The organism is Corynebacterium halotolerans (genome assembly GCF_050107895.1).
Lineage (GTDB): Bacteria > Actinomycetota > Actinomycetes > Mycobacteriales > Mycobacteriaceae > Corynebacterium > Corynebacterium halotolerans_B.
The window spans coordinates 84748-110175 of record NZ_JBNILW010000011.1 but is presented as its reverse complement, the minus strand read 5'-3'; the positions used below and the strand labels follow the sequence as shown (position 1 = coordinate 110175).

18 protein-coding genes and 4 tRNA genes are annotated in these 25428 nt (G+C 65.1%); 2 read left to right on the top strand and 20 right to left on the bottom strand.

Features of this window, described 5'->3' with window-relative positions; genetic code table 11:
- Nucleotides 1-61: 61 nt before the first annotated feature.
- The 15 genes from ACQCVD_RS11630 to ACQCVD_RS11560 form a co-directional block, all read right to left on the bottom strand.
- Nucleotides 62-4066, bottom strand: a complete 4005-nt coding sequence (locus ACQCVD_RS11630) for a DNA-directed RNA polymerase subunit beta' (protein ID WP_426823926.1) — start codon at nucleotides 4064-4066, stop codon at nucleotides 62-64.
- 138 nt (nucleotides 4067-4204) lie between these two features.
- Nucleotides 4205-7705 carry a DNA-directed RNA polymerase subunit beta gene (locus ACQCVD_RS11625; protein WP_426823925.1) on the bottom strand — a complete coding sequence of 1167 codons (3501 nt, stop codon included), beginning with the start codon at nucleotides 7703-7705 and terminating at the stop codon, nucleotides 4205-4207.
- A 302-nt stretch (nucleotides 7706-8007) separates the two neighbouring features.
- Nucleotides 8008-8970, bottom strand: coding sequence for a DUF3068 domain-containing protein (locus tag ACQCVD_RS11620; RefSeq protein ID WP_426823924.1), 963 nt, complete (start codon nucleotides 8968-8970; stop codon nucleotides 8008-8010).
- A 502-nt stretch (nucleotides 8971-9472) separates the two neighbouring features.
- Nucleotides 9473-9859, bottom strand: coding sequence for a 50S ribosomal protein L7/L12 (gene rplL, locus ACQCVD_RS11615; protein ID WP_426823923.1), 387 nt, complete (start codon nucleotides 9857-9859; stop codon nucleotides 9473-9475).
- 92 nt (nucleotides 9860-9951) lie between these two features.
- Nucleotides 9952-10470, bottom strand: a complete 519-nt coding sequence (gene rplJ, locus ACQCVD_RS11610; protein ID WP_426823922.1) for a 50S ribosomal protein L10 — start codon at nucleotides 10468-10470, stop codon at nucleotides 9952-9954.
- A gap of 376 nt (nucleotides 10471-10846) precedes the next feature.
- A complete protein-coding gene (locus tag ACQCVD_RS11605) occupies nucleotides 10847-12370 on the bottom strand; it encodes a phytoene desaturase family protein (RefSeq protein ID WP_426823921.1) in 1524 nt (507 codons plus the stop codon).
- Between the two features lie 162 nt (nucleotides 12371-12532).
- On the bottom strand, nucleotides 12533-13243 hold the full coding sequence (gene rplA / locus ACQCVD_RS11600; RefSeq protein WP_426823920.1) for a 50S ribosomal protein L1: 711 nt from the start codon (nucleotides 13241-13243) through the stop codon (nucleotides 12533-12535).
- Between the two features lie 80 nt (nucleotides 13244-13323).
- A complete protein-coding gene (rplK, locus tag ACQCVD_RS11595; RefSeq protein ID WP_426823919.1) occupies nucleotides 13324-13755 on the bottom strand; it encodes a 50S ribosomal protein L11 in 432 nt (143 codons plus the stop codon).
- A gap of 230 nt (nucleotides 13756-13985) precedes the next feature.
- Nucleotides 13986-14891 (bottom strand): transcription termination/antitermination protein NusG, encoded by a 906-nt coding sequence (nusG, locus tag ACQCVD_RS11590; RefSeq protein WP_426823918.1) that lies wholly within the window; start codon nucleotides 14889-14891, stop codon nucleotides 13986-13988.
- Nucleotides 14892-15058: 167 nt separating this feature from the next.
- Entirely contained in the window at nucleotides 15059-15382 is a 324-nt protein-coding gene (gene secE / locus ACQCVD_RS11585; protein WP_426823917.1) for a preprotein translocase subunit SecE, read from the bottom strand.
- A 26-nt stretch (nucleotides 15383-15408) separates the two neighbouring features.
- Nucleotides 15409-15481 (bottom strand) — tRNA-Trp (locus tag ACQCVD_RS11580).
- Between the two features lie 142 nt (nucleotides 15482-15623).
- Nucleotides 15624-15697 (bottom strand) — tRNA-Met (locus ACQCVD_RS11575).
- 42 nt (nucleotides 15698-15739) lie between these two features.
- A tRNA-Thr gene (locus ACQCVD_RS11570) sits at nucleotides 15740-15812 on the bottom strand.
- A 505-nt stretch (nucleotides 15813-16317) separates the two neighbouring features.
- A tRNA-Tyr gene (locus ACQCVD_RS11565) sits at nucleotides 16318-16400 on the bottom strand.
- A 100-nt stretch (nucleotides 16401-16500) separates the two neighbouring features.
- Nucleotides 16501-17556, bottom strand: coding sequence for a polyprenyl synthetase family protein (locus ACQCVD_RS11560; RefSeq protein ID WP_426823916.1), 1056 nt, complete (start codon nucleotides 17554-17556; stop codon nucleotides 16501-16503).
- Between the two features lie 160 nt (nucleotides 17557-17716).
- Between ACQCVD_RS11560 and ACQCVD_RS11555 the strand changes: the two genes are divergently transcribed.
- Nucleotides 17717-18970: a geranylgeranyl reductase family protein gene (locus tag ACQCVD_RS11555; protein WP_426823915.1), complete on the top strand. Its 1254-nt coding sequence runs from the start codon at nucleotides 17717-17719 to the stop codon at nucleotides 18968-18970.
- Here the strand turns inward: ACQCVD_RS11555 and ACQCVD_RS11550 are convergent.
- The 4 genes from ACQCVD_RS11550 to menD all read right to left on the bottom strand — a co-directional run bounded on the left by ACQCVD_RS11550 (nucleotide 18967) and on the right by menD (nucleotide 23082).
- On the bottom strand, nucleotides 18967-19653 hold the full coding sequence (locus ACQCVD_RS11550; protein ID WP_426823914.1) for a demethylmenaquinone methyltransferase: 687 nt from the start codon (nucleotides 19651-19653) through the stop codon (nucleotides 18967-18969). The genes ACQCVD_RS11555 and ACQCVD_RS11550 overlap by 4 nt on opposite strands.
- Nucleotides 19654-19685: 32 nt before the next feature.
- Nucleotides 19686-20885, bottom strand: a complete 1200-nt coding sequence (locus tag ACQCVD_RS11545) for a glycosyltransferase family 4 protein (protein ID WP_426823913.1) — start codon at nucleotides 20883-20885, stop codon at nucleotides 19686-19688.
- 86 nt (nucleotides 20886-20971) lie between these two features.
- Entirely contained in the window at nucleotides 20972-21403 is a 432-nt protein-coding gene (locus ACQCVD_RS11540) for a DUF3592 domain-containing protein (RefSeq protein ID WP_426823930.1), read from the bottom strand.
- Between the two features lie 38 nt (nucleotides 21404-21441).
- Nucleotides 21442-23082: a 2-succinyl-5-enolpyruvyl-6-hydroxy-3-cyclohexene-1-carboxylic-acid synthase gene (gene menD / locus ACQCVD_RS11535; protein ID WP_426823912.1), complete on the bottom strand. Its 1641-nt coding sequence runs from the start codon at nucleotides 23080-23082 to the stop codon at nucleotides 21442-21444.
- A 408-nt stretch (nucleotides 23083-23490) separates the two neighbouring features.
- On the opposite strand from menD, the gene ACQCVD_RS11530 reads away from it, so the two are divergent.
- Nucleotides 23491-24417, top strand: a complete 927-nt coding sequence (locus ACQCVD_RS11530) for a type IV toxin-antitoxin system AbiEi family antitoxin domain-containing protein (RefSeq protein WP_426823911.1) — start codon at nucleotides 23491-23493, stop codon at nucleotides 24415-24417.
- On the opposite strand, the gene ACQCVD_RS11525 is transcribed toward ACQCVD_RS11530, so the two are convergent.
- On the bottom strand, nucleotides 24411-25421 hold the full coding sequence (locus tag ACQCVD_RS11525; protein ID WP_426823910.1) for an o-succinylbenzoate synthase: 1011 nt from the start codon (nucleotides 25419-25421) through the stop codon (nucleotides 24411-24413). The genes ACQCVD_RS11530 and ACQCVD_RS11525 overlap by 7 nt on opposite strands.
- Nucleotides 25422-25428 lie beyond the last annotated feature (7 nt).

Here is a 25428-nt window from a genome sequence, read left to right as displayed (position 1 = left end):
CCGCTCCCTGTGACAGGGAGCGGGACCGGGCCGTCTGTTCAGCTAGACCGAATGCCGGAGGCTAGAACGCCTCGTCCAGGGGCACGGAAGGTCCGGTGAATTCACCATAGCCGTCGTCACCGTAGATCGAATCACCGTAGGTCGGGATCGAGTAGGCGGCGTTGCGCGCAGCCTCGGTCGGCTTGACGGAGATGTTGCGGTACCGGGAGATACCGGTGCCGGCCGGGATCAGCTTACCGATGATCACGTTCTCCTTGAGGCCGATCAGCTTGTCCGAGCGCTTGTTGATCGCAGCGTCGGTGAGCACGCGGGTGGTCTCCTGGAAGGAGGCCGCGGACAGCCAGGACTCGGTGGCGAGTGAGGCCTTGGTGATGCCCATGATCTCCGAGCGCAGCTCAGCCGGCTGACCGCTGGCCGCCAGTGCCTCGGCGTTGGCCATCTTCGCCTCGGAGAGATCGACCAGGGTTCCCGGGAGGAACTCGGTCGAACCGGACTCGATGACGGTGCCGCGGCGCAGCATCTGCCGGATGATGATCTCGATGTGCTTGTCGTGGATGGCCACACCCTGGGTGCGGTACACGGCCTGCACCTCATCGATCAGGTGCTGTTCCACACCACGGCGACCGAGCACCTCGAGCACGTCATGCGGGTCGGCGGGACCGCGGAGCAGGCGGTCGCCCACTTCCACGGTGTCGCCGTCGCGCAGTGCCCGCTCGATGAACGCTCCCGGGTTGGACTCCATCGGACGCCGCACCTGGGCCAGGCCCTGGCGCTTGGACAGCTTCTCGTAGAGCACGTCATCCGAACCGTCGGTCGGGTGGATGGTCAACGACCAGAAGTTACCCTCGTCCTCCAGGCTGATCGTGCCGGCGACCGACGCGATCGGGGCGCGGTTCTTCGGCACACGGGCCTCGAACAGCTCCTGGACACGCGGCAGACCACCGGTGATGTCACCACCGACACCACCCTGGTGGAAGGTACGCATGGTCAGCTGGGTGCCGGGCTCACCGATCGACTGGGCGGCGACGATGCCGACAGCCTCGCCGATGTCGACCAGCTGGCCGGAGGCCATGGACTTGCCGTAGCACTTGGCGCACACGCCGGTGGCGGTCTGGCAGGTCAGGACCGAACGGACCTTGACCTCGGCCACGCCACCGTCGACGAGGGCGTCGATGTTGAGCTCGTTGAGCTCGGTGCCCGCGGCGAGCACGACGTCGCCGGCCTCGTTCTTGGCGTCAGTGGCCAGGACACGACCGGAGACCGAGGTCTCCACCAGACCGTGGCGGGAGAAACCGATCGCGACACCGGCGGCGTCGAGAAGCTTCTCCGCCAGCGGGACCCGCACACCCTGACGGGTGCCACAGTCGTCCTCGCGGACGATGACGTCCTGCGCGACGTCCACCAGACGACGGGTCAGGTAACCCGAGTCGGCGGTACGCAGGGCGGTGTCGGCCAGGCCCTTACGGGAACCGTGGGAGTTGTTGAAGTACTCCAGCACCGACAGGCCTTCACGGAAGGAGGTCTTGATCGGCCGGGTGATGTACTCACCACGGGAGTTCACGACCATGCCCTTCATGCCGGCCAGGGTCCAGATCTGACGCATGTTACCGGCGGCGCCGGACTTCACGATCATCGGAATCGGGTTGTCGTCCGGGTACAGATCCTCCACTGCCTGACCCACCTTGTTGGTGGCGTCCTGCCAGAGCTCGACCAGACGGTCGTAGCGGTCACGCTCGGTGAGCGCGCCCTTGAGCCAGAACTTCCGCTCGATCTCCTGTGCCTCAGCCTCGTACTGGTCGAGGATCTCGTGCTTGTTCGGCAGCACGAGCACGTCGGACATGGAGATGGTGACACCGGAACGGGTTGCCCAGTAGAAGCCGGAGTCCTTCATCTTGTCCATGGTCTGGGCCACGGTGATCATCGGGTAACGGGCCGCCAGATCGTTGATCACGTCGCCGAGCAGGATCTTGCCCGCGCCGCCACCCTTACGGACCATGACACCCTCCAGGTACGGGTAGTTCCACGGCAGCAGCTCGTTGAACATGACCCGGCCCAGGGTGGTGTCCCCGGTCCAGACCTGACCCTGCTGCCAGCCGTCCGGGAACAGCGAAGCCTCGATGTCCGCCGGGGGACGCAGGTGCGAGATACGCACCTTGATCGGAGCCTGCAGACCCAGCACACCACGGTCGTTGGCCATGATGGCCTCCGCGACAGTGGAGTACACGCCGCGGGCCGGACCGTTCTCGTCGGCGGGGGTGTAACGACCCTCGCCGCCCTGGTCGCTCTCGGACTTGTCCATGGTCAGGAAGTACAGACCCGTGACCATGTCCAGACGCGGCATCGCCAGCGGCTTACCGGACGCCGGGGACAGGATGTTGTTCGAGGCGAGCATCAGGACGCGTGCCTCAGCCTGTGCCTCGGCGGACAGCGGCAGGTGGACCGCCATCTGGTCACCGTCGAAGTCGGCGTTGAAGGCCTCACAGGCCAGCGGGTGCAGCTGGATGGCCTTACCCTCGACGAGCACCGGCTCGAAGGCCTGGATACCCAGGCGGTGCAGGGTGGGCGCACGGTTGAGCATCACCGGGTGCTCGGAGATGGCCTCTTCCAGGACATCCCACACCTCGGGGCGCTGCCGCTCCACCATCCGCTTGGCGGACTTGATGTTCTGCGCGTAGTCGTTTTCCACCAGACGCTTCATGACGAAGGGCTTGAACAGCTCCAGTGCCATGAGCTTCGGCAGACCACACTCGTGCAGCCGCAGCTGCGGGCCGACGATAATGACCGAACGGCCCGAGTAGTCGACACGCTTACCCAGCAGGTTCTGACGGAACCGGCCCTGCTTACCCTTGAGCAGGTCAGACAGCGACTTCAGCGGACGGTTGCCCGGTCCGGTGACCGGGCGGCCACGGCGGCCGTTGTCGAACAGGGCGTCCACGGACTCCTGCAGCATGCGCTTCTCGTTGTTCACGATGATCTCGGGCGCGCCCAGATCGATCATGCGCTTGAGACGGTTGTTGCGGTTGATCACACGACGGTAGAGGTCGTTCAGGTCGGCGGTGGCGAAACGGCCACCGTCGAGCTGGACCATCGGACGCAGCTCCGGCGGCATGACCGGGATGCAGTTGAGCACCATGCCGGCCGGGTCGTTGCCCGAGCGCTGGAAGGCCGCGACGACCTTCAGGCGCTTGAGGGCACGCATCTTCTTCTGGCCCTTGCCGTTGTTGATGATCTCGCGCAGTTCCTCGGCCTCGGCGTCGAGGTCGAAGTTGCGGATCAGGGTCTGGATGGCTTCCGCGCCCATGCCGCCGGTGAAGTAGTCCTCGTAGCGGTCGATGAGCTCCTCGTAGAGGTACTCATCGATGATCATCTGCTTCGGGGCGAGCTTGACGAAGGTCTGCCAGATCTCCTCCAGCCGCTCAATCTCGCGCTCGGAGCGCTCGCGGATGTGCTGCATCTCCTTGTCCGCGGCATTCTGCACCTTGCGGCGGGCGTCTGCCTTCGCACCGTTGGCCTCCAGCTCTGCGAGGTCCTCCTCGAGCTTCTGGGCACGCTCAGCGATATCGGATTCAGCGTCGGATTCCACGTCCTTCTTCTCCAGGAGCATCTCAGCTTCCAGAGTCGTCAGGTCATTGTGGCGGGCTTCATCGTCAACACCGGTGATGATGTTCGCGGCGAAGTAGATGATGCGTTCCAGGTCCTTCGGGGCCAGGTCCAGCAGGTAACCCAGCCGGGACGGCACACCCTTGAAGTACCAGATGTGCGTGACCGGGGCGGCCAGCTCAATGTGGCCCATGCGCTCACGGCGCACCTTGGACTTGGTCACCTCGACGCCGCAGCGCTCACAGATGATGCCCTTGTAACGGACGCGCTTGTACTTGCCGCAGGCGCACTCCCAGTCCCGGGTGGGACCGAAGATCCGCTCACAGAACAGACCGTCCTTCTCGGGCTTGAGGGTGCGGTAGTTGATGGTCTCCGGCTTCTTGACCTCGCCCTTGGACCAACGGCGAATATCGTCGGCGGTGGCTAGGCCGATACGGAGTTCGTCGAAGAAGTTGACGTCGAGCACGTAACTCCCTTTCCTCCCGGCTGCCCGGGAGATTTGATGGCGTTTAGAAAATAGCGGTGGTTATGCCCGGGGCGGCGCGGCTGGGGTCCTGGTTTCCAAGACCCCGGCCCCGACGCCCGGACCTGGTGTTACGGGCGTTTAGGCGATGTCAGCGTCGGAACGCTCGTCACGGGAGAGGTTGATGCCCAGCGAGGCACCGGCCTGGTCCAGCTCGTCATCATCGGACCCGGACAGCTCCATCGGGGTGCCGTCCGCGGAGAGGACCTCCACGTTCAGGCAGAGCGACTGCAGCTCCTTGAGCAACACCTTGAAGGACTCCGGAATTCCCGGGTCCGGGATGTTGTCGCCCTTGACGATGGCCTCGTAGACCTTGACACGTCCGGTCACGTCATCCGACTTGATGGTCAACAGCTCCTGCAGGGTGTAGGCGGCGCCGTAAGCCTGCATCGCCCACACCTCCATCTCACCGAACCGCTGGCCACCGAACTGGGCCTTACCACCCAGCGGCTGCTGGGTGATCATGGAGTACGGGCCGGTGGAACGGGCGTGGATCTTCTCGTCGATCAGGTGGTGGAGCTTGAGCATATACATGTAGCCCACGGACACCGGGTACGGGAAGGGCTCGCCGGAGCGGCCGTCGAGCAGCACGGTCTTGCCGTTCGCGTCGACCATGACGTCACCGTCACGATTCGGGCGCATGTTCTGCAGCAGGCCCGCCAACTCCTGGTTGGTGGCGCCATCGAACACCGGGGTTGCGGTCAGCGAGTCCGCGGGAACGTCATAGAGGTCCTCCGGGAGGGTCTTGATGAGCTCGGCGTTCTTCGGATCCGCCGGATCAACCTGCCAGCCGGCGTGGGCCAGCCACCCGAGGTGGATCTCCAGGACCTGGCCGATGTTCATACGACGCGGGACACCGTGGGTGTTCAGGATCATGTCGACGGGGGTGCCGTCGGCCATGAAAGGCATGTCCTCCGGAGCCAGGATCCTACCCACGACACCCTTGTTGCCGTGGCGGCCGGCGAGCTTGTCACCGTCCTGGACCTTGCGCTTCTGGGCCACGTACACGCGGATCATCTCGTTGACGCCCGGCGCCAGATCGTCGTCGTCCTCGCGGGAGAAGCGGCGGACGCCGATGACCTTGCCGGTCTCACCGTGCGGCACGCGCATGGAGGTGTCGCGCACCTCGCGGGCCTTCTCGCCGAAGATGGCGCGCAGCAGGCGCTCCTCCGGGGTCAGCTCGGTCTCGCCCTTCGGGGTGACCTTACCGACGAGGATGTCGCCGTCGCGGACGTCGGCGCCGATGCGGATGATGCCGCGGTCGTCGAGGTCGCGCAGGACATCCTCGGAGACGTTCGGGATCTCCCGGGTGATCTCCTCGGCACCGAGCTTGGTGTCGCGGGCGTCGATCTCGTGCTCCTCGATGTGCACCGAGGTCAGGGTGTCATCCTCCACCAGGGACTGGTTGAGGATGATCGCATCCTCGTAGTTGTGGCCCTCCCACGGCATGAAGGCGACCAGCAGGTTGCGGCCCAGTGACATTTCACCGTTGAAGGTACCGGGGCCGTCGGCGAGCACCTGGCCGGCCTCGACACGCTGGCCGAGATCGACCAGCGGCTTCTGGTTGTAGGCGGTGCCCTGGTTGGTCCGCTGGAACTTGCGCAGCATGTAGGTGTCGCGGACGCCGTCGTCGTCCATGATGGTCACGAAGTCGGCGGTGACGTTTTCGACCACACCGGCCTTTTCGGTGATGACCAGGTCGCCGGCGTCGTAGGCGGCACGCAGTTCCATGCCGGTGCCCACGTACGGGGCCTCACCGCGAACCAGCGGCACAGCCTGCTTCTGCATGTTCGCGCCCATGAGGGCACGGTTGGCGTCGTCGTGCTCCAGGAACGGAATCATCGCGGTACCGATGGAGACCATCTGGCGCGGCGAAACGTCCATGTACTCGATGTCCTGGCCGTCGATGACGCGGATGTCACCGTTCTTCACGCGGACGGTGACCCGGTCCTCGACGACGTTGCCCTCGTCGTCGACCTCGGTGTTGGCCTGGGCGACGGCGAACTGGTCCTCTTCATCCGCGGTCAGGTAATCGATCTGGTCGGTGATCTTGCCGCCGACGACCTTGCGGTACGGGGTCTCGATGAACCCGAACGCGTTGACGCGGGCGTAGGAGGAGAGGTTACCGATCAGGCCGATGTTCGGGCCTTCCGGAGTCTCGATCGGGCACATGCGTCCGTAGTGGGACGGGTGCACGTCACGGACCTCGATGCCGGCACGCTCACGGGAGAGACCGCCCGGCCCCAGCGCGGACAGCCGGCGCTTGTGGGTCAACCCCGACAGCGAGTTGTTCTGGTCCATGAACTGGGACAGCTGGGAAGTACCGAAGAATTCCCGGATCGCGGCCGAGACCGGCCGCACGTTGATCAGCGAGGTCGGGGTGATCGACTCGGCGTCCTGGGTGGTCATGCGCTCACGCACGACCCGCTCCATGCGGGTCAGGCCCAGCCGGACCTGGTTCTGGATCAGCTCACCGACGGTGCGCAGACGACGGTTGCCGAAGTGGTCGATGTCGTCGGTCTCCACCGGGATCTCGACGCCGCTCGGGGAGGTCATGGTGCGCTCGCCGGCGTGCAGCCGGACGAGGTACTCCAGCGTGGTGGCGATGTCTTCCTCGGTCAGGGTCAGCAAACCCTCGTTGTCGCCGCCGAGTCCCAGCTTGCGGTTGACCTTGTAACGGCCGACCTTGGCCAGGTCGTAGCGCTTCGGGCGGAAGAAGCTGTTGTCGAGCAGGGACTGCGCGAGATCGCGGGTCGGCTGCTCGCCCGGACGCTGCTTGCGGTAGATCTCCAGCAGTGCCTCATCGGTGTTGGCCACACCGTCGGACTCGAGCGTGGACATCATCAGCTCAGAGAAGCCGAAGCGCTCGGTGATCTGCTCGGTGGTCCACCCCAGTGCCTTCAGCAGGACGGTGACCGGCTGACGGCGCTTGCGGTCGATGCGGACACCGACGGTGTCGCGCTTGTCCACGTCAAATTCCAGCCATGCACCGCGGGAGGGGATGACCTTCACGGCGTGCAGCGGGCGCTCAGTGGACTTGTCGATCGACTGATCGAAGTAGACGCCAGGGGAACGGACGAGCTGCGACACGACGACGCGCTCTGTACCGTTGACGATGAACGTGCCCATCTCGGTCATCATCGGGAAGTCACCGATGAAGACGGTCTGGGACTTGATCTCCTGGGTCTCGTTGTTGATGAACTCGGCCGTGACGTACAGCGGTGCCGAGTAGTTGATGTCCTTTTCCTTGCACTCGTCGACCGTGTTCTTGACCGGTTCGAAACGTGGCTCGGAAAGGGACAGGGACATGTTCCCGGAGTAATCCTGGATCGGAGAGAGCTCCTCGAGGATGTCCTCGAGACCGCTGGTGACGCGGGTCTCAGGACCAAACTCCTCCTGCTGGCGGGCACGCCACTCAGGTGTGCCGACGAGCCATGCGTAGGAGTCACGTTGCAGGTCAAGAAGACCCGGAACGGCGATGGGCTCCGTGATTTTCGCGAACGAGTATCGCTTAGGAGCCCCGGGGATATCGGCCACTGACTTGGTCTGGCGGGAGACTGCCAAGATGGGTCCTTCCAGCACCTCACGCGGATGGTGGTCTCCTGGACTGAAACCACCGAAACCGCTGGTAAATTAGCATTCGGTCTGCTGTGGAATCATCGGCCCCAGATAGCACGAAATAACCTTGTCAAATCGGTTTTTGCAAACCGTTGTGAGCAAGGTTTCCACGGCCACCAGAGTCGAATTCCAGCGCAACGAAACAGCCTATACCATATTGCGGCAGAAGTAAAGAAATAAACCGAAGGGCAAAGTGAGCTCCCCGGAGGACCCGCCGGGGCGCCAGTCGAACCGTATCCGACGGGGACTGTACCACCTACCTCGGGCTACCGGGAATCCCGACGGCCGAATAATCCGAATGCGCCGGCGATGCCGAGCAGCATGAGTACCGCTCCGATTCCCACGGTAACCCACCGGATCAGTTGCGCGGTGGACTGGTGCGGCACCTCGGCGGCCTGGGTGATCCGCTCTGAAACCTGCTCCGCCGACATCTGCCCGTCGAACTCGAGCACCGTCTCCCGGGACTGGCCGTCCGCCGTACCGTAGTAGTCGCTGATGTTTTCGTGGATGTCCACGATCATCCCGGAGTTCGGTTCGACGAAGAAGTCCCGCTGCACGCTATGGAAGAGGAAACCGCGCTCCTGTCCCCCCTCCTCGGTTTCAAAGGTGGTTTCGTTGAAGATCCCGGGGTACAGCTGCCGGACGTTCGTGGGCTCGATGTCCTGTCGGTAGCGGTACACCGTGTGGCCGTCGATCTCGACCTCTTCCGCGAACACCGCGGGCCGGGCCTGCCGCAGGGTCTGGTCGAACACCTCGTACGTGGTCTGCTCCGCCCCGGACGGGAATTTCACCCACAGGCTGTCGACCGGCACTTCAATGGTGGGCGAGGCAAGCTGGTCGGTGACCGTGGCCGGGGTCAGCGCCTCACCGGTGGTCCGGTCGATGCGGTAGTTCCAGACCTCCGCGGAAATCAGTCGGTCCAGATCGCTCTGCTGATTCTCCCGGGCGACCGAGGTACCCACCCGGACGGTCGCCGAATCAGCATCGGAGGGGTTCTGGATCTCCAGGTGCATCTGCCGGGTCACGGGAGATTCCAGCACCCGGCCATCGGGGCCCGACATCAGCCGGGTCTGCGCCTGATCGTCGGTGACGGTGAAGGTGGCCTCCTGGAGATCCATCGGGAGGCGGCCGTCCACGTGGAAGAAGCGGGGAGCCAGCAGTCCCGCCACCACGAGTGCGACACCAAGTCCGAGGACGAGGGCGGAAAAGACACGGGACTTCGGCAGCATGGTCAAGATGTTACCTGCCGTCTGCCCGCTGATCATTCAACACCGCTGGGATGGGCGGCGGTCTTCTCCACAGCGGTTCCCGTATGAGCCGAAGCTGAGCAACAAACCGGAACTGCTGGGAACCGGGTGATGTCAGGCTGTGTGTGGCTACGGGAAGGCAGCCGGGTGGGGCCCGCTTCACGGGTGGCGGCTCCAGAGGCTGGTCGGATCGCGTCGGGCCAGCTGCCTGCGCCCCTCCCCTTACGGGGTGGCGTAAGTGGGCCAGCGTAGACGATGTCCCGGCTGCGGGGAAAGCAACATCCAGGTTCTGGATCATGCCCGCCGGAGAACCTCGGGGTACGAGGTACCCCTTTCGCGAGACCGAGCCAGTGCCCCACTCACCCCGGCTCGTTCACCCCGCCGCCCCGGACGATTCGGGGGCGGAACGCAACGCACCCCGCCGCCACCGATAACGGTGGGACGGGGTGCGGGGAAACTCATCTCGCTCCTGGGAGCGAAACGACTACTTCAGGGAAGCGGTGGCGCCAGCCTCTTCCAGCTTGGCCTTGGCAGCCTCGGCGTCTTCCTTGGAAGCACCCTCGAGGATGGCCTTCGGAGCGGACTCGACGAGCTCCTTGGCTTCCTTCAGGCCCAGGCCGGAGACGAGCTCGCGGACAGCCTTGATCACGCCGATCTTCTTGGCGCCGGCATCCTCGAGCACGACGTCGAACTCGGTCTGCTCCTCAGCAGCGGCAGCCTCGCCGCCGGCCGGGGCACCTGCAGCAACGGCGACCGGGGCAGCAGCCTCGACGTCGAAGACCTCTTCGAATTCCTTGACGAACTCAGAGAGCTCGATGAGGGTCATTTCCTTGAAAGCCTCGATGAGCTCGTCCTTGGTGAGCTTAGCCATGATGGCCATCCTTTCTGTGTGGGCCGGAAGGACCGGGCCCGGGTTGAAATTGAGATAAAGCGTGGGGTGCGTATGCCTCGCGGCAGTACGACTTAGGCGTCCTGCTTCTTTTCCTCGAGCGCCTGTGCCAGGCGAGCGAGCTTCGTAGCGGGAGCGTTGAATGCGCCAGCAGCCTTCGCCAGGTTGCCCTTCATCGCGCCAGCCAGCTTGGCCAGCGTGGTCTCGCGGTTGTCGAGATCAGCGATTGCCTTGACCTGGTCGGCAGACAGAGCGTTGCCGTCCATGTAGCCGCCCTTGACAACGAGAGCCTCGTTGTCCTTGGCGAACTTCTTGAGCACCTTGGCGGCGTCGACAGCCTCGCCCTTGATGAAAGCGACGGCGGTCGGGCCGGTCAGGAGATCGTCAAGGCCCTCGATGCCGGCGTCCTGAGCCGCCAGCTTGACAAGGGTGTTCTTGGCGACGGAGTACTGGACATCGTTACCAAGCTCGCGACGCAGCTCCGTGGTCTGAGCCACCGACAGGCCGCGGTACTCAGTCAGCACGACACTGGATGCCTCAGCGAACCGGTTCTTCAGTGCGGCAAGGTCTGCCTGGTTCTTCGGGTTTGCCATTACTTCGCCTCCTTCCTCTTAACGTCTTGTATGAGATTGTCCGCCGGAGCTCTTCCGAGGGGATGAAACCCATCAAAAAAGCCCCGTGCAGAAGCACAGGGCGCATCAACCACTCGAACAAGCGAGGGAATTTCAGCGTGCAAGTGTCTCCTGCGTGGGCCGATCCAGTTTCCTGGACACCTTCGATCCGGAAAATCCGGATGACCGACGGTCTTCGGTGAACCTTGAGCTCAGCCCCAAAGTGGGCCGTTCAAACTTCGGTTGCTGACTCTATACCACAACCCGGGCAGCCGCCAAATCGCCGCTGGCGGTGACCACAGGTGGGCCGGGCAGCACCACTGGGGGCCGCCGGCCCCAGCAGGTGGACCGGCCACGGTCAGTGACGACCGTTCCGGTGCCCGGAACCACTGGCGGTCTTCCCCACGTCGTGGATCGCGGCGCGGGCGGCGTTCGCCCCGGGAACCCCGTGGACGCCGGCCCCGGGTGGCGTGGCCCCGGAGGCCAGGTAGAGGCCTCCCCCGCCGAGCCGGTAGGGATCCGCGGTCAGCCCGGGCCGGAGCAGCAGCTGCAGTCCACCCATTCCACCGCCGGCGATGTCACCGCCGATGAGGTTGGGGTTCCAGGCCGACAGCTCATCGGGGCTGTGCTGTACGCGGTGACTGACGCGGTCACGGAGACCCGGGGCGAAACGCTCAATCTGTTGCTCGATCAACCCGGCCACCAGGCCCGGCCGGGGTTCCCGGTACCCGTTGGGTACGTGTGCGTAGGTCCACAGGACCTGTGTCCCCGCAGCTGGTCCCGACGTCCGGGTGGGATCGGCCGCCTGCTGCTGGCAGACCATGACGAAGGGCCGCTCCGGGAGGCGGCCCCGCGCGGCCGCCTCCTCGGCAGCCTGAATCTCTCCGACGCTGCCCGCGACGTGCACCGTCGTCGCCGAGCCGACCCGGGGATCGGCCCAGGGAACGGGCCCGTCCAGCAGGTAATCGACCTTGAACACGCCGGGGCCGTAGGTCCACCCGGCGAGCCGGCGGCGCACCCGCGGTGGCAGGTCAGTGTGCTCCAGGCGCAGCACCTGCGCGGGGGTGAGATTGAGGATGGTGGCCTCCGCCGCGGGCAGCGCCCGCAGGTCCCTGACCTCCACTCCCGTGTGGATCCGTCCACCCTGCGAAGTCACGACGGACACCAGCGCATCGACGACCGCCTGGGTGCCACCGCGCGCCACCGGCCAGCCGCGACTCATGCCCAGCGCCCCGAAGAGCATGCCGAAGGCCGACGTGAAGGGACGGCCCGGTGGCAGGAGCGCGTGCACGGCCGAGCCGGCGAAGAGTGCCCGTGCGGCCTCCCCGGAGAACAGCGCCTTCCCCGTCGCCGTGGCCGGCAGTGCCGCGAGAGCTCCGAACTGGGCCATGCGGAACGGGTGTTGCGGCCAGCGCAGCATCGGCCCCAGGAGGTTGTCCAGATGATCGTCGATGTTTCGGACCAGGTGCCCGTGCACCCGTTTCCACGCTGCACCATCCCGTCCCAGGCCGGCGGCCGTGGCTGTCAGGGAGCGGTGCAGCAACGCCGCGGGTTGGTCCTCCAGCGGGTGTGCCATCGGGTAGTCCGAGTGCAGCCACTCCAGCCCGTGGTCCGCCAACTCCAGCTCCCGGAACACCGGACTGGCGACACCGAAGGGATGGGCCGCTGCCCCCAGGTCGACGATGGTCCCCGCGCCGAGTACGTCAGCCGATGCCGCCGCCCCACCCGGGCTGTCCCCGCGCTCGAAGACATCCACCTCCCAGCCCGCGCGCGCCAGCCAGGCTGCCGCGGCGAGACCGTTCGGCCCGGCCCCCACAATGACGGCGCGGGGTACGGACTTCCCGGGCGGAAGCTGCGGCTCGGCAAAGTGTGGGGGTGTCACCGTGAGACCTCCTGGAGGGGTTCGTTCTCGCTTCTCCCCCATGATCCGCCACCCTGTCGGATCATGCGTGGGCACCTTGTGCAACGTGCAACAACGCCGACGCCCCGCCTCCCTGGAGGGGAGGCGGGGCGTCGTCAAGCAGTCGTTGCTGCGGAGCGAAGCTTAGGCTTCACCGGTGAAGTTCTTCTGCACCGACGGGTCGACCGGGATGCCCGGGCCGGTGGTGGAGGAGACGGTGACCTTCTGCAGGTAGATGCCCTTGGAGGAGGAAGGCTTGATGCGGTTCAGCTCATCGATGAGTGCACCGTAGTTCTCGGCGATGGCCTTCTCGTCGAAGGAGGCCTTGCCCAGGCTGGCGTGCAGGTTGGAGGCCTTGTCCACGCGGAAGGAGATCTTGCCGCCCTTGACTTCCTGGACAGCCTTGGCGACGTCGTTGGAGACGGTGCCGGTCTTCGGGTTCGGCATCAGGCCGCGGGGGCCCAGGACGCGGGCGATACGGCCGATCTTGGCCATCTGGTCCGGGGTGGCGATGGCGACGTCGAAGTCGGTCCAGCCGCCCTGGACGCGCTCCACCAGCTCGTCGGTGCCGACGAAGTCAGCACCGGCTTCCTCTGCCTCGGTGGCCTTCTCTCCGGCGGCGAAGACGGCGACGCGCACGGTCTTACCGGTGCCGTTCGGCAGGGAGACGGTGCCGCGGACCAGCTGGTCGGCCTTGCGAGGGTCGACACCCAGGCGGATGGCGACGTCGATGCCGGCGTCGTAGTTCTTGGAGGAGGTCTCCTTGACCAGCTTCGCAGCCTCGATCGGAGAGTACAGACGGCTCTGGTCGACCTTGGCGGCCGCTTCCTTGAAAGCCTTGGAGTTCTTGCTCATGTGCGGATTTCCTTAACTTGAAATCTTGTGGTGCGGGCCGGAGCCGGCCCTGCCACGGTTATGCGGATGGGTAAGGAGGATTAGTCCTCGACCTTGATGCCCATGGAGCGGGCGGTACCGGCGATGACCTTCGCGGCGGCGTCGATGTCGCGGGCGTTGAGGTCTTCCTTCTTGGTGGCCGCGATCTCCTTGATCTGCTCCATCGTCACGGAACCGACCTTGTCGGTGTGCGGGACACCGGAGCCCTTCTGGATGCCTGCGGCCTTCAGCAGCAGCTTGGCTGCCGGCGGGGTCTTCAGCTTGAAGGTGAAGGAGCGGTCCTCGTAGACGGTGATCTCAACCGGGATCACGTTGCCACGCTGGTTCTCGGTGGCGGCGTTGTAGGCCTTGCAGAATTCCATGATGTTGACACCATGGGCGCCCAGGGCCGGGCCGACCGGCGGGGCCGGGTTGGCCTGGCCGGCCTCGATCTGCAGCTTGATGAAGCCGGATGCCTTCTTCTTCGGAGCCATCGAATTACCTACTTTCCTTGGTACCGGGGTGTACGCCACGATGCTGACGTCTCCCCGTCCGGATGCCGGAACCCGCTACCAGCGGCACGCTGGATCTTCACGTGAATCGGCCACCGGGGATGAATGCTTGTCCGCATGCCTGGAGACATGCGGGGTCTAACCCTACACCTACGCCCGCCACCAGCCAAAAATCTCAGCTGGTGGCGGGCGTTTCCGCGGATGCCCGGAAACTAGGTGAGCTTCTCCACCTGGTCGGCGGTCAGCTCCACCGGGGTCTCACGGCCGAAGATGGAAACCAGAGCCTGGATCTTGCCCGTCTCCTGGTCGATCTCGGAGATGGTGGCGGACACCGAGGCGAGCGCACCCGTGAGAATGGTGACGGCTTCGCCGACCTCGAAGTCGATGTTCTGCTTCGGCGCGGCCTGCTCCTCCATCGCCACGACCTTCTCGCCCTCGGCGTTGACGGAAGCTGCCTCGCCCGCCGGGGTCGTCTCCTTCGGGAGCAGGAACTTCGCGACGTCGCGGTGCTTGACCGGAGTGGCATTGCCCTCGTTACCCACGAAGCTGGTCACACCAGGGGTATCACGGACAACCGACCAGGAGCGGTCGTTGATGTCCATGCGGACCAGCACATAACCCGGGAGCAGCTTACGCTTGACGAGCTTCTTCTTGCCGTCCTTGATCTCCACAGCCTGCTCGATCGGGACGACGACCTCAAAGATGGAGTCCTCGACCTCAAGGGTCTGGGCGCGCATGTCCACGTTGGTCTTGACCTTGTTCTCGTATCCCGAGTAGGTCTGCACGATGTACCAGGTGCCGGGGAGCTTCTTGAGCTCACGGGTGTAGTCGCGCAGGCGCTTCCGGTGGGCCGCCTCGGCATCCTCCTCGGAGGTGTCGCCGAGGGCGGCAGCTGCGGCTGAGGCATCGTCCCGGGGTTCCACGGAGGCGTCCTGGTTCTCGCGGGCGGCGGCAGCCGGGTCAACGGCCTCGCCCGCACTGTCACCCTCCTGGTCGGCCTCGAGCTGATCTGCTTCGCGGTTGACGTCGGCTTCCGCCAGGGCGGCCTCGGCGGCCTGCTGGAAGTCCAGGTCTTCTACCCCGGCGTGTTCCTCGGTGATGTTGTTCTCGTCGCTCATGGTTTCTCCAAAACTAATTCATGGTCGTCCGTGACTCCCGCAGCGGGGCGACCGAGATATGACTGGCCACCATGTTACCCGCGGGGGACACCTGGTTCGGCAAAGAATTATCCCGCCGATCCTGAGCGGATCCGGCGGGATGAAACTTGATCTAGTGTTCAGTATACCTAGGGGGCCAGCACGGCCTCAACCCCGGTTCCGGCCAGGAAGTCCACGCCGGAAACCAGTGCGGTCATGATGATGAGGAAGGCGAAGACCACGATGGTGTAGGTGACCATCTGCCGGGCGGTGGGCCAGACGACCTTGCGCACCTCAGAGATGACCTCGGGAACGAAGGTCTTGACGCCGCCTCCCGGGGAGTCATCCCCCTTGGGCTCCGGCGCCACGCGCTTGGCCTCATAGGAGGAGCTGGAGGTGGTGCTGACTCCGGCGAGCTGTCGCTTACCGGTGGGACGGACGGTGCCGTCATTGCCCCGCTGATCTTCGCTCACAGCACTCCTCAGATAGAAAAACTTTGCAGGGGCGACAGGACTTGAACCTGCAACCTACGGTTTTGGAGACCGTTGCTCTGCCAATTGAGCTACGCCCCTTTGCGCCGTTTCTTAAAACGACACAGACTATCCTACCAGAGGGATCATTGCCCGGATAACCCGGGCCCCCTGTTGGAGTTGGGAAAAATGAAAGGCACCGACCACGGTTCCAGACCGTAGCGGTGCCGATCCTTTGTCCCGGTAGCGATGGAGGGGTTCGAACCCTCGACCTCACGATTATGAGTCGTGCGCTCTCACCAACTGAGCTACATCGCCAAGTGTTCAGCTCAGCGTCGCCACGCCAGAGACAAACAACAGAGCCCCCTAACAGAATCGAACTGTTGACCTTTTCCTTACCATGGAAACGCTCTACCGACTGAGCTAAGGGGGCGTAGCTCCACACTGAATCGGACCGGTTTGTTCCGGCCTGCTCCGTTGAAGCTGAAAAGAGATTAACCCGATTGCTCGTTCAAACACAAATCGGCAGGTGAAGGCAGATTTTTATGATCAGCTCCGGGAGCACTTTCCACCGGGTTTTGGAGCGTCGGCCACTACGCCCCATTCCCGCCCCGCGGCACGTGGTCAAAGGCGCGGCCCGGGTGGAACTGCGGGCTGTCCGCGACGCCCGCTGGGACAACCGCCCGATCCCGGCCCCACGGGCCTCAGCTGACCCGCTTCTGAGCACCTGCAGCCCCTGCAGGTGTCTCCGGATCGAACGAGCCGCGCAGGACCCACGATCACGCGAATCAGCGAATTCGGCTCGCCCCGGGCGGCTCCAGGGCGGACCGGAGGATCTCAGCTGGGGCACCCCTCTGCCCCTGCCTGGTCAGCCCCCAGCAAAAACAAAAACGATGGCACCACTAAAACTTCTCAGTGGTGCCATCGTTGCAATTTTGTGCCAGATGAAGGATTCGAACCTTCGAAGGCGTAAGCCGGCGGATTTACAGTCCGCTTCCTTTGGCCGCTCGGACAATCTGGCGCATGCGCACTGTCTGGCGCGATTCACTACTCTACTATGAACCGTACTGAAAACAACAAATCAGCAGGTCATGCAGGATAATTCAGCTCGCTGGCGCGCTCTATCCCAGCCTCTGCGCAGAGAACTCAGCCAGGCTGCGCAGAGCGGCGGTGACGTTGTTCTGCGGCAGGCGGTCGAGCTGCTTCTCGGCCTCCTGCAGGTAACCGTTGATCTCCTCAACCGCTCGCTCCCGACCACTGGAACGGCCGAGCAGTTCCAGGACGCGGTCCACCGTGGCGTCGTCAGTCACCGGTCCGGTGAGCCGTTCCCGCAGTTCCGCCCCCACCACCGAGTCCTCCGCCATGGCGTAGAGCACCGGCAGGGTGAACACCCCCTCGCGCAGGTCGGTGCCCGGGGTCTTCCCGGACTCCTCCGGATCGGAGAAGATGTCGATGATGTCGTCGACGATCTGGAAGATCATGCCGATCGCGGAACCGTAGCGGCGCAGGGCGTCGATATGATCCTCGCTGGCCCCGCCGTGGAGCGCGCCCAGGTACCCCGCCGAGGCAATCAGCACACCGGTCTTTTCCTGGATGACCTTGGTGTAGTGCTCAATGGGGTCTTCATCGCGGGGGCCGATGGTCTCCCGCATCTGCCCGGTCACCAGTTCCCCGAAGGTCTCGGCGAAGTGGGCGACGGTGGCTGAACCCAGTTCGGACATGATCTGGGAGGCGTGCGCCAACAGGATATCGCCGGCCAGAATGGCGATCGAGTTGGACCACCGCTGGTTCGCCGACTCCACCCCGCGCCGCAGCTCCGCCTCGTCCATCACGTCGTCGTGATAGAGCGTCGCCAGGTGCACGATCTCCACGACCGCCCCCGCCTTGATGACGGCGCGACTGCCGCTTTCCTCACCGTACTGCGCCGCGAGCAGGGCGAACATCGGGCGGAACCGCTTCCCTCCCGCCTGTGCCAGGTGGAGCACCTTGTCCACCAGAAAGTCCTCCCCACTGGCCAGTTCCCCCTGCATGAGTTCTTCCACCTGGGCCATGCCGACGGTGATCTTCGCGCTGAGCTCGGGGTCGCCGAGCTCCACCTGGCCGGCAGGGTTGACGGCCAGCAGAGGTTCCACCCGGGTCCCCGAGGGATGTGACGGGGTGGTGTGACCGTTGCTCATGTGTGGGTGTCCTTGCAGCTCAGCTAAGATTCCGCCGCGGCCCGGCGGTGACCGGCGAAGGAATAATCCAGTAGGAGTTCGGGTCTAACCGTAGTCCAAAGTCCCTCGCGCAGGCACCCTCGGGTCTATCGTGTCGGGGCTGCAGTGCGACAATGTAGCCGTGAGTGTTCAGAACCAGCATGTCGACGTCCTCGTGATCGGTGCCGGGCCCACCGGCTCCACCGCCGCCCTGCACGCCGCAGACGCCGGGTTCGATACCCTGCTCATCGACGCCGCGACGTTCCCCCGCGACAAGACCTGTGGCGATGGTCTGACGCCCCGCGCCATCCACCAGCTGACCCGGTTGGGCCTCGCCGAGCGGGTCACCGGAAACTACCACAACAACGGCCTCAAGCTGCACGGTTACGGCGGTTCAGTCACCGCTCCCTGGCCTGACGGCTACTACGGCACCGTGGGTTCCGCCATGCCGCGCACGCGCTTCGATGCCCTGCTGGTCGACGCCGCCGTCGAGCGCGGCGTCTCACTGTGGCAGGGAGCGACCGCCGCCGACGTCGAGTTCGACGGGGCGCGGCTGGCCGGGGTCGTCGTCAAGCACGCGGGGGTGGAGGTTACCGTGCGGGCGAAGTATGTGCTGGTCGCCGACGGTGTGCGATCCACCTTCGGCAAGCTGCTCGGTCGGCAGTGGCACCGCGGGGAGGTCTACGGGATCGCGGCGCGCAGCTACTGCTCCTCGCCGCGGCACGATGACCCGTGGATGCACTCGCATGTCGAGCTGCGGGACGTGGACGGTGGCATTCAACCGGGTTACGGCTGGATCTTCCCGCTGGGGGACGGGGACGTGAACCTCGGCTGCGGGGCGCTGTCCACCGATGCCCGTCCGGCGAAGATCAACACCAAGAAGCTGCTGCAGTTCTACGCTGAGCAGCAGCGCGAGGACTGGTCCCTCGGTAAGCCCCGTGAGATCACCTCCGCACTGCTACCGATGGGCGGCGCGGTGTCGAATGTGGCGGGACGCAACTGGATGCTGCTGGGCGATGCGGCGGCATGTGTGAATGCGCTCAATGGCGAAGGCATCGACTACGGCATGGAGACCGCCGAGCTGGCGGTCCAGCTGCTGCACGAGGGCAAGGATTTCACCCTGCTGTGGCCCGATGTGCTGCGGGCGAACTACGGCGAGGCGTTTCTGCTGGCGCGCACCGCTGCCCGCTTGTTGACCTACCCGAACTTCCTGCCGTTGGTGGGTCCCCTGGGGCTGCGGGGACCGGTGGGAGCCACCCTCATGCCCGCCGCAGCCCGGCTGATGGGCAACCTCATCACCGATGAGGACCGGGACCTGCTGGCCCGCCTCTGGCGCCTCGCCGGACGCGGGATGTCCGCGGTCCGCCGTGACACCCCACTGTGGAGTGCCGGTTAGGGCTTGACCGCCGAGTGCATGGCGACGATGCCGAAGGTCAGGTTCTGCCAGCCAGCATCCGTCCAGCCGTTGCGGTTGATCTCCCGCGCCAGCCCCTCCTGGTCCGGCCACTCCCGGATGGAGTCCGCCAGATACTCATAGGCCTCCGGGTTGGAGGAGACCACGCGCGCCACCTGCGGCAGCAGCCGCATCAGATACTGCTTGTACACTGTGCCGAACACCGGAACCACCGGGGTGGAGAACTCGTTGACGGTCAGCCGTCCCCCAGGCCGGGTGACCCTGGCCATTTCGCGTAGTCCCGCCCGGAAGTCGTGGATGTTGCGCAGTCCGTAGGTGATGGTCACCGCGTCGAAGGTATCGTCCGCGAAGGGCAGCTGCATGCCGTCCCCCACCACCTTGGGCACGTCGCGGTGCCGACCGGCCTCCAACATCCCCTGGGAGAAGTCGCAGGCGACGCACCAGGCGCCCGACTTCTGCAGCTCCACGGTGGACACTGCGGTGCCCGCCGCCAGGTCCAGCACCTTCTCCCCCGGTTTCAGATCCAGACGTTCGCGGGTGCGGCGGCGCCACGCCCGATCCAGCCCGCCCGTCAGGACGGTATTAGTCAGATCGTATTTCTCCCCGACGTCGTCGAACATCGTCGCCACGTCGAAGGGTTTCTTGTCCAGGGATGCCTTAGCCACAGCTTCCCAGTCTAAGGCATCCGCCGGAGACGTCAGTAGGAGCGACCACCCAAGGCCCGGGCGGCCCACAGCGGCAGCTCCGGGCGCGGACCGAAGAAGGTCAGCGGCACCCGGCGAGTCTGTTCGAGGACGTTCTCGTAGTAGCCCAGGAGCTGCTCCCCCAGCGCCTCCCAGGTCTTGTCCGCAACTCCGTCCCGGGCGTTGCGGCGCAGCTCCCGGTGACGCTCGGGGGCCAGCAGGTAATCGGCGGCCGCGGGCAGATCCTGGCTGAAGGTCGCGACGTCGAGAAGCAGACCGTTGTAGCCCTCGGTGACCAGGTCGACGGGGCCGCCGGCGTCGGGGCCGATGGTCGGAACGCCTGAGGCCTGTGCTTCCTGGATGGCCTGACAGAAGGTCTCGAACTCACCGGCGTGGACGAACAGGTCCAGCGTGGCGTAGGCCTCCGCGAGCTTGTCACCGCCCAGCGCGCCGGTGAAGACGGCGTCCGGCAGCAGCTCCTCCAGGTAGGTGCGCTCAGGACCATCACCGATGATGACCAGCTGGATGTCCGGCCGCCCCGACAGCGACACCAGGCGTTCGACCCCCTTTTCCGCGGCGAGCCGGCCGACGAAACCGACGATGGACTTCCGCCCGCTGGGATCCCACCGGCGTCGGAGTCCCGGATTGCGCTTGGCCGGAGTGAAGCGTTCGGTGTCCACGCCCCGGCCCCAGTGCCGGACATTGTTGATGCCGTGTTTTTCCAGCTTGGCGATCGCCGGGGAGGACGGGGCCAGGGTCAGCTGGCACATGTTGTGGATCGTGCGGGTCCATTCCCAGATCGCCAGGGACAGCCCGGCCAGATGGTAGCGGGTGGAGAAGCCGGCGACGTCGGTCTGGTAAAGCGCCACCGCCGGAATCCGCAGTTGACGGGCGGCGAAGGCGCCGGCGCCCCCGAGAACGAAGGGCGAGGCCAGGTGGATGATGTCCGGCTGGAAGCTGCGCAGGGCCAGGGTCACCGAAGCCGTGGGCACGCCAACTGGCAGCGAGTTGACCAGGGGAACCTTGATGGTGGGCACCCGGACGATCTCAAAACCAAGGTAGGACGGGATCTCCTCCTCGAAGTCACGGGCGCCGGGGGCGATCACCATCGCCTCATGTCCCTCGCGGTGGAGGTGCTCCAGCACCCGCAGCACAGAGTTGGTGACACCATTGACATTGGGTAGGAACGATTCCGCAACGATCGCAACTCGCATACGAAAGACCATCTCCGGTTCAGGCTAAATCAAACCAAGAAGCAAATTGATGGAAGAAGAAACTTGGGTTAACAGATCTTCCGTCATCAATCTCTATCAGTTATCACTGTGACGCGCCGAGTCCGAGTGAATAAGTTCACAGTCCACCAGAGGGCCGCGGACACCGCCAGGACCACCGTGGCAACGGAGAGCGCCGGGATGATGGACAGGGTCCACTCCCGACCTTCCACCTTGACCAGATCCGGGTTCTCCTTCGAATAGTTGACCCAGACCCGCTGTCCCTCCCCCAGCTCGCTCGGGTACAGCAGTCCGGTGGGCGGCGAATGATAAAGCCCCTCCCCGTCCTGGTAGTCCACCGTCGTCCGCAGCATGCCCACTCCGGTGACCGTGGCCAGGGCACGGCCCGGATCCGACTCGATCTCACGGTCATTGAGGAAGGGCCCGCCGACCATGGCCACCGACCCCAGCATCGCCAAGGTGAACAGCACGATCACCAGCTGGTGCAGCCGACGTCGCATCCGCGGGCGCGAGTAGACCGGAACCTGCGCGGCGGAGCTCACAGGCCGACCCGTTCCTGCAGTTTCTGGTGCAGCTCCCGACGCGTTCCCCGGGTGGTGCGCGCCTCGATCACCTGGAAACCGGCGGCGACCTCGGTGGTGTCCAGAAGCGCTTCATGCAACTCCTGGAGAGTGTTCACCTCACGATGGTCCACCCCGTAGCCGGCGCACAGGTCAGCCAGATCCGCGTCGTGCGGCGTGCCGAAGGCGCGGTCAAAGGAGCCACGCAGCCCCTCCGCACCGATCTCGAGGGTCTCGAAGATGCCGCCACCGTCGTCGTTGGCCACCACGATGGTCAGGTTCTCGGGGCGTCGCTCATCCGGTCCGATCTGCAGGCCGTTGATGTCGTGGAGGAAAGTGACGTCGCCGAGTAACGCGATGGTGCGGGGGGCACGGATCTCGTCCGGATGCAGTGCCTGGACCGCCAGGGCCACACCGACAGCCTGGGAGACGGTGCCGTCGATGCCTGCCGCACCACGGGCCGAGTAGGTGTCGACCCCGTCGAAGGGCAGTCCGGTCAGGCTGGCGTCCCGGACCGGATTCGATGACCCCAGCACGAGGGTGTCACCGGTCCCGAGGCCATCGGTGACCGCGGCGGCAACGTGCAGTCCGGTGAATCCGAACTCCTCCTGGCCCAGGGTGTCGCGGACAGCGTCAGCACCCATTTCCGAGGCCGCATCGCAGATCTTCAGCCACTGCTTCGACGGCTGGCCCGAGATTTTGACGCGGGTGCCGCGTTGGCTGGCGTTGCCGGAGGGATCCGTGAACTGCGGAGTACGCGACAACAGCGTGACGTTGATCTCCGGGTCTGCCATCAGAGCCAGCACATCGCGGTGCAGGGTGGGGTGCCCCACCACCACCAGTTGCCGCGGCTTCGTGGTGACCACATACTCGTTGGCCTCGACCTGCTCCCGGGAAAATACCCGGGCGGCCAGGGGATGAATCGGATGGTAGGGCGTCGGGGCGGTGGGCTCCGCGATCGTGGGGACGTCCTCCAGTCCCTCCACCCGCCAGGCCTCGTCACCGGCGATGACCAGGGTCTCCTCGCTCAGGTCGAGCGGGACCTCCCCATGGTCTAGATGGTGGTTGTGGCGGACGGGGTTCGTGGTTGCTTCGGGGAGCGGCTCCGCCATCTCCGGGAGCTGCTCGCCCACCAGGGGGTTATCGAAGGCGATGTTGAGGTGGACCTGCTGGTGGGAGCGGAAGACCTGGTCCACCTGGTCCACCTCGCTGATGTCTGCGAGCTGGGTGGTTTCCGCGTAGGTGCCGAAGATCCCCATCTGTTCGATGGTCTGGCTCGCCCCGGTGCCGATCAATCGGGCCGGACGGTCCGCACTGATCACCGCGAGCGGGATATGCGACATCGCCGCCTCCACCATCGCCGGTAGACAATTGGCCACCGCAGTCCCCGAGGTGGTGACCACCCCGACAGCCCGCTGCTGCACCCGTGCCATCCCCAGGGCGAGGAACGCGGCACTGCGCTCGTCCAGACGGACATGCACCCGGATGTCCCGGCGCGCCAGCAAAGCGAGCGACAACGGGGAGTTCCGGGAACCGGGGCTGAGAACAACATCGGTGAGCTGGCCGGCGAGCTTGGCCGCGACAGCGGAAGCGAAAGTGATGGACTCAGGTTGCGACATGGCTCAAAGTCTACGGGTTCGGTCTGGGCGCCCCGGGTTGTGGTTGAACGTGCTGGTTCTCCCCTCTTTGGCTGAGGCTCCTTGTCTGCGGGGATTTCCCCAACCTCACCGGAATCCCGTGTTCCGCCGACAAAACCCATGAATCCGGCAGCACTCGGGAAATCTCAAAGCCTCCAAAAGATCCCCACCGCTCTTCCGTCACCCAGAGTCTTCCGTCGCCCAGATTTCCCTGACCTCACCGGAATCCCGTGATCCGCCGACAAAACCCACGAATCCGGCAGCACTCGGGAAACCTCAAAGACAAGGACCCGCAGTTCCTGACCTTCAGGATGTCGCCCTCGGGAGCCGAACTACCACTTCTCCAGTCGAATCAGTTGGCACGGACATCTGGCGGAAGGCATCTGACACATGGCACAGCACTGGACGACTGAGGAGCTTCGGGACTGCGGCGTCTCAAAATATGAAATCAGAAAACGCCTGGAAGCAGGGACCCTGTACCGCTTGAGTCGCGGCATCTACACCGCGCAACGCCCTGAACCGGAAACAGCCCTGCGGGCGCTACAACACCGGCACCGCGGATTGATCTTCTCCGGAATCACCGCAGCGGGGATCTATGGTCTCGTCCCCATCACCGCACCAGCCCAGGCGGCCCTTCCCCACGGCTCGCACCCCATCCACAACGCTGCCCTCCACGCTCGGCCCTCCCGGCGTCGTACTCGGCGTCGGATCAACGGTATTGCAGTGACCTCACCGATCGCTGTCGTGGCGGAGTTATTCCCCGACCATGATTTCTGGAAACTGGTGAAGTTTCTGGAGACGCACTATGACGGTCTCCGCGCTGCGCAGCAATTCGACGCGGACGTGCAGGCGCTGACTCCGGCACAACGCTCACACATTGAACCCTTGCTCAAGCGCACAGTCATCGGTGCCTCCAGCCGGATGGAGCGGCTGTTCATCGCAGATCTCCGCAAGGCAGGTCTCGACCCCATCGCAAACTTCAAACTCGGCCCCTACCACTGGGACATCGGCTTTCCCCACGGCACGACAGTGATCGACCTGGACAGCCGGATCTTCCACACGGCTGGCCCTGATAATCCGGTAGACAACGCGTTCATCATCGATCGGTGGAAAACCAACCACGCCACCCACCTGGGCTGGGCAGGCCTGCGCTACACCGACATCTGCATTCGTCGGATTCCGGAGGAGGTCATCGAGCAGATCAGAAGAACCGTGGGACATCGGAGAGCAACTTCCGGGTTACGCCGCACGCCCCGCCAGATTCCGGGCATGCGCGAGCAGGGTGTCTGGGGATTCCACCCGGAACTCTTCTACTGAATGAACTTCAGCGCCTCACGCACGCGCTGGAACCACCAGTCCTTCCGATCCGGCGCGGCCGCGAGTTCCTCCACCCGGGAAAGCTCCGGAATCACCGGCGCCGTCGACATGAAACCGTCCACCAGCTCCCGCTCGGGGGCCACATCCGCCAGGAACAGTGAACCGGTGGCCAGTCCGGCGGCGGCCGGGGGGACATCCAGTGCGTCATCGTCCTCGAAACGCGGCAGGGCGGCCACGGCGGCGAAACCGGCGTTCATGCCGACGGCGGTATCCAGGGCACTGGCCACGGTCACGTCCATCTGGCTGGCGCGCAGTCTGGCGGTGATGTCGAGCAGCGGACGCACGCCACCGAGCGGAGCGACCTTGACCACGGCGACGTCGGCGGCACGTAGTTCGGCGACTTTGAAGGGGTCATCAGCACGGCGGATGGATTCATCAGCGGCCACACGGACGAAGATCCCGGAACGCTGCAGGGTCGAGCGAACCTCCGCCAGCTCCTCCACGCTTGCGCAGGGCTGCTCCAGGTAGTCCAACGGACCAAGTGCCCGGGCAGCTTCCAACGCCTCCGCGACGGTCCAGCCACGGTTGGCGTCCACCCGTATCACCGCGCCGGGGCGGGCCTCCCGCACGGCGTCGACGCGGGCGATGTCGTCCGCAAGCGTCTTCCCCTTCTCTGCCACCTTGACTTTGATGGTGCGGCAGCCCGGGTAACGGTCCAGGATCTCCGGAACCTGCTCGGCGGAGACAGCGGGGATGGTGGCGTTGACCTCGACGTGGTCGCGCAGCGGGTCGGGGAAACCAGCCCAGGCAGCCTCGATCCCGGCGCGCAGCCAGTTGGCGGCTTCAGCGGGTTCGTACTCGAGGAAGGGGGCGAATTCGCCCCAGCCGGCGGGACCGTCGATGAGCAGGGCCTCCCGGGTGGTCACTCCGCGGAAGCGCACCCGCATGGGCAGGCTGACGACATGGGCGCGGTCGAGGATCTCATCGGCGGAAACAGTGTTCATGTGTTCA

Excerpts from the sequence above, each read along its gene's own strand:
- ACQCVD_RS11620 (WP_426823924.1), bottom strand. The coding sequence starts at position 8,970 with ATGCTGCCGAAGTCCCGTGTCTTTTCCGCCCTCGTCCTCGGACTTGGT.
- rplL (WP_426823923.1), bottom strand. The coding sequence starts at position 9,859 with ATGGCTAAGCTCACCAAGGACGAGCTCATCGAGGCTTTCAAGGAAATG.
- rplJ (WP_426823922.1), bottom strand. The coding sequence starts at position 10,470 with ATGGCAAACCCGAAGAACCAGGCAGACCTTGCCGCACTGAAGAACCGG.
- rplA (WP_426823920.1), bottom strand. The coding sequence starts at position 13,243 with ATGAGCAAGAACTCCAAGGCTTTCAAGGAAGCGGCCGCCAAGGTCGAC.
- rplK (WP_426823919.1), bottom strand. The coding sequence starts at position 13,755 with ATGGCTCCGAAGAAGAAGGCATCCGGCTTCATCAAGCTGCAGATCGAG.
- nusG (WP_426823918.1), bottom strand. The coding sequence starts at position 14,891 with ATGAGCGACGAGAACAACATCACCGAGGAACACGCCGGGGTAGAAGAC.
- ACQCVD_RS11560 (WP_426823916.1), bottom strand. The coding sequence starts at position 17,556 with ATGAGCAACGGTCACACCACCCCGTCACATCCCTCGGGGACCCGGGTG.
- ACQCVD_RS11545 (WP_426823913.1), bottom strand. The coding sequence starts at position 20,885 with ATGCGAGTTGCGATCGTTGCGGAATCGTTCCTACCCAATGTCAATGGT.
- ACQCVD_RS11540 (WP_426823930.1), bottom strand. The coding sequence starts at position 21,403 with ATGCGACGTCGGCTGCACCAGCTGGTGATCGTGCTGTTCACCTTGGCG.
- menD (WP_426823912.1), bottom strand. The coding sequence starts at position 23,082 with ATGTCGCAACCTGAGTCCATCACTTTCGCTTCCGCTGTCGCGGCCAAG.
- ACQCVD_RS11530 (WP_426823911.1), top strand. The coding sequence starts at position 23,491 with ATGGCACAGCACTGGACGACTGAGGAGCTTCGGGACTGCGGCGTCTCA.
- ACQCVD_RS11525 (WP_426823910.1), bottom strand. The coding sequence starts at position 25,421 with ATGAACACTGTTTCCGCCGATGAGATCCTCGACCGCGCCCATGTCGTC.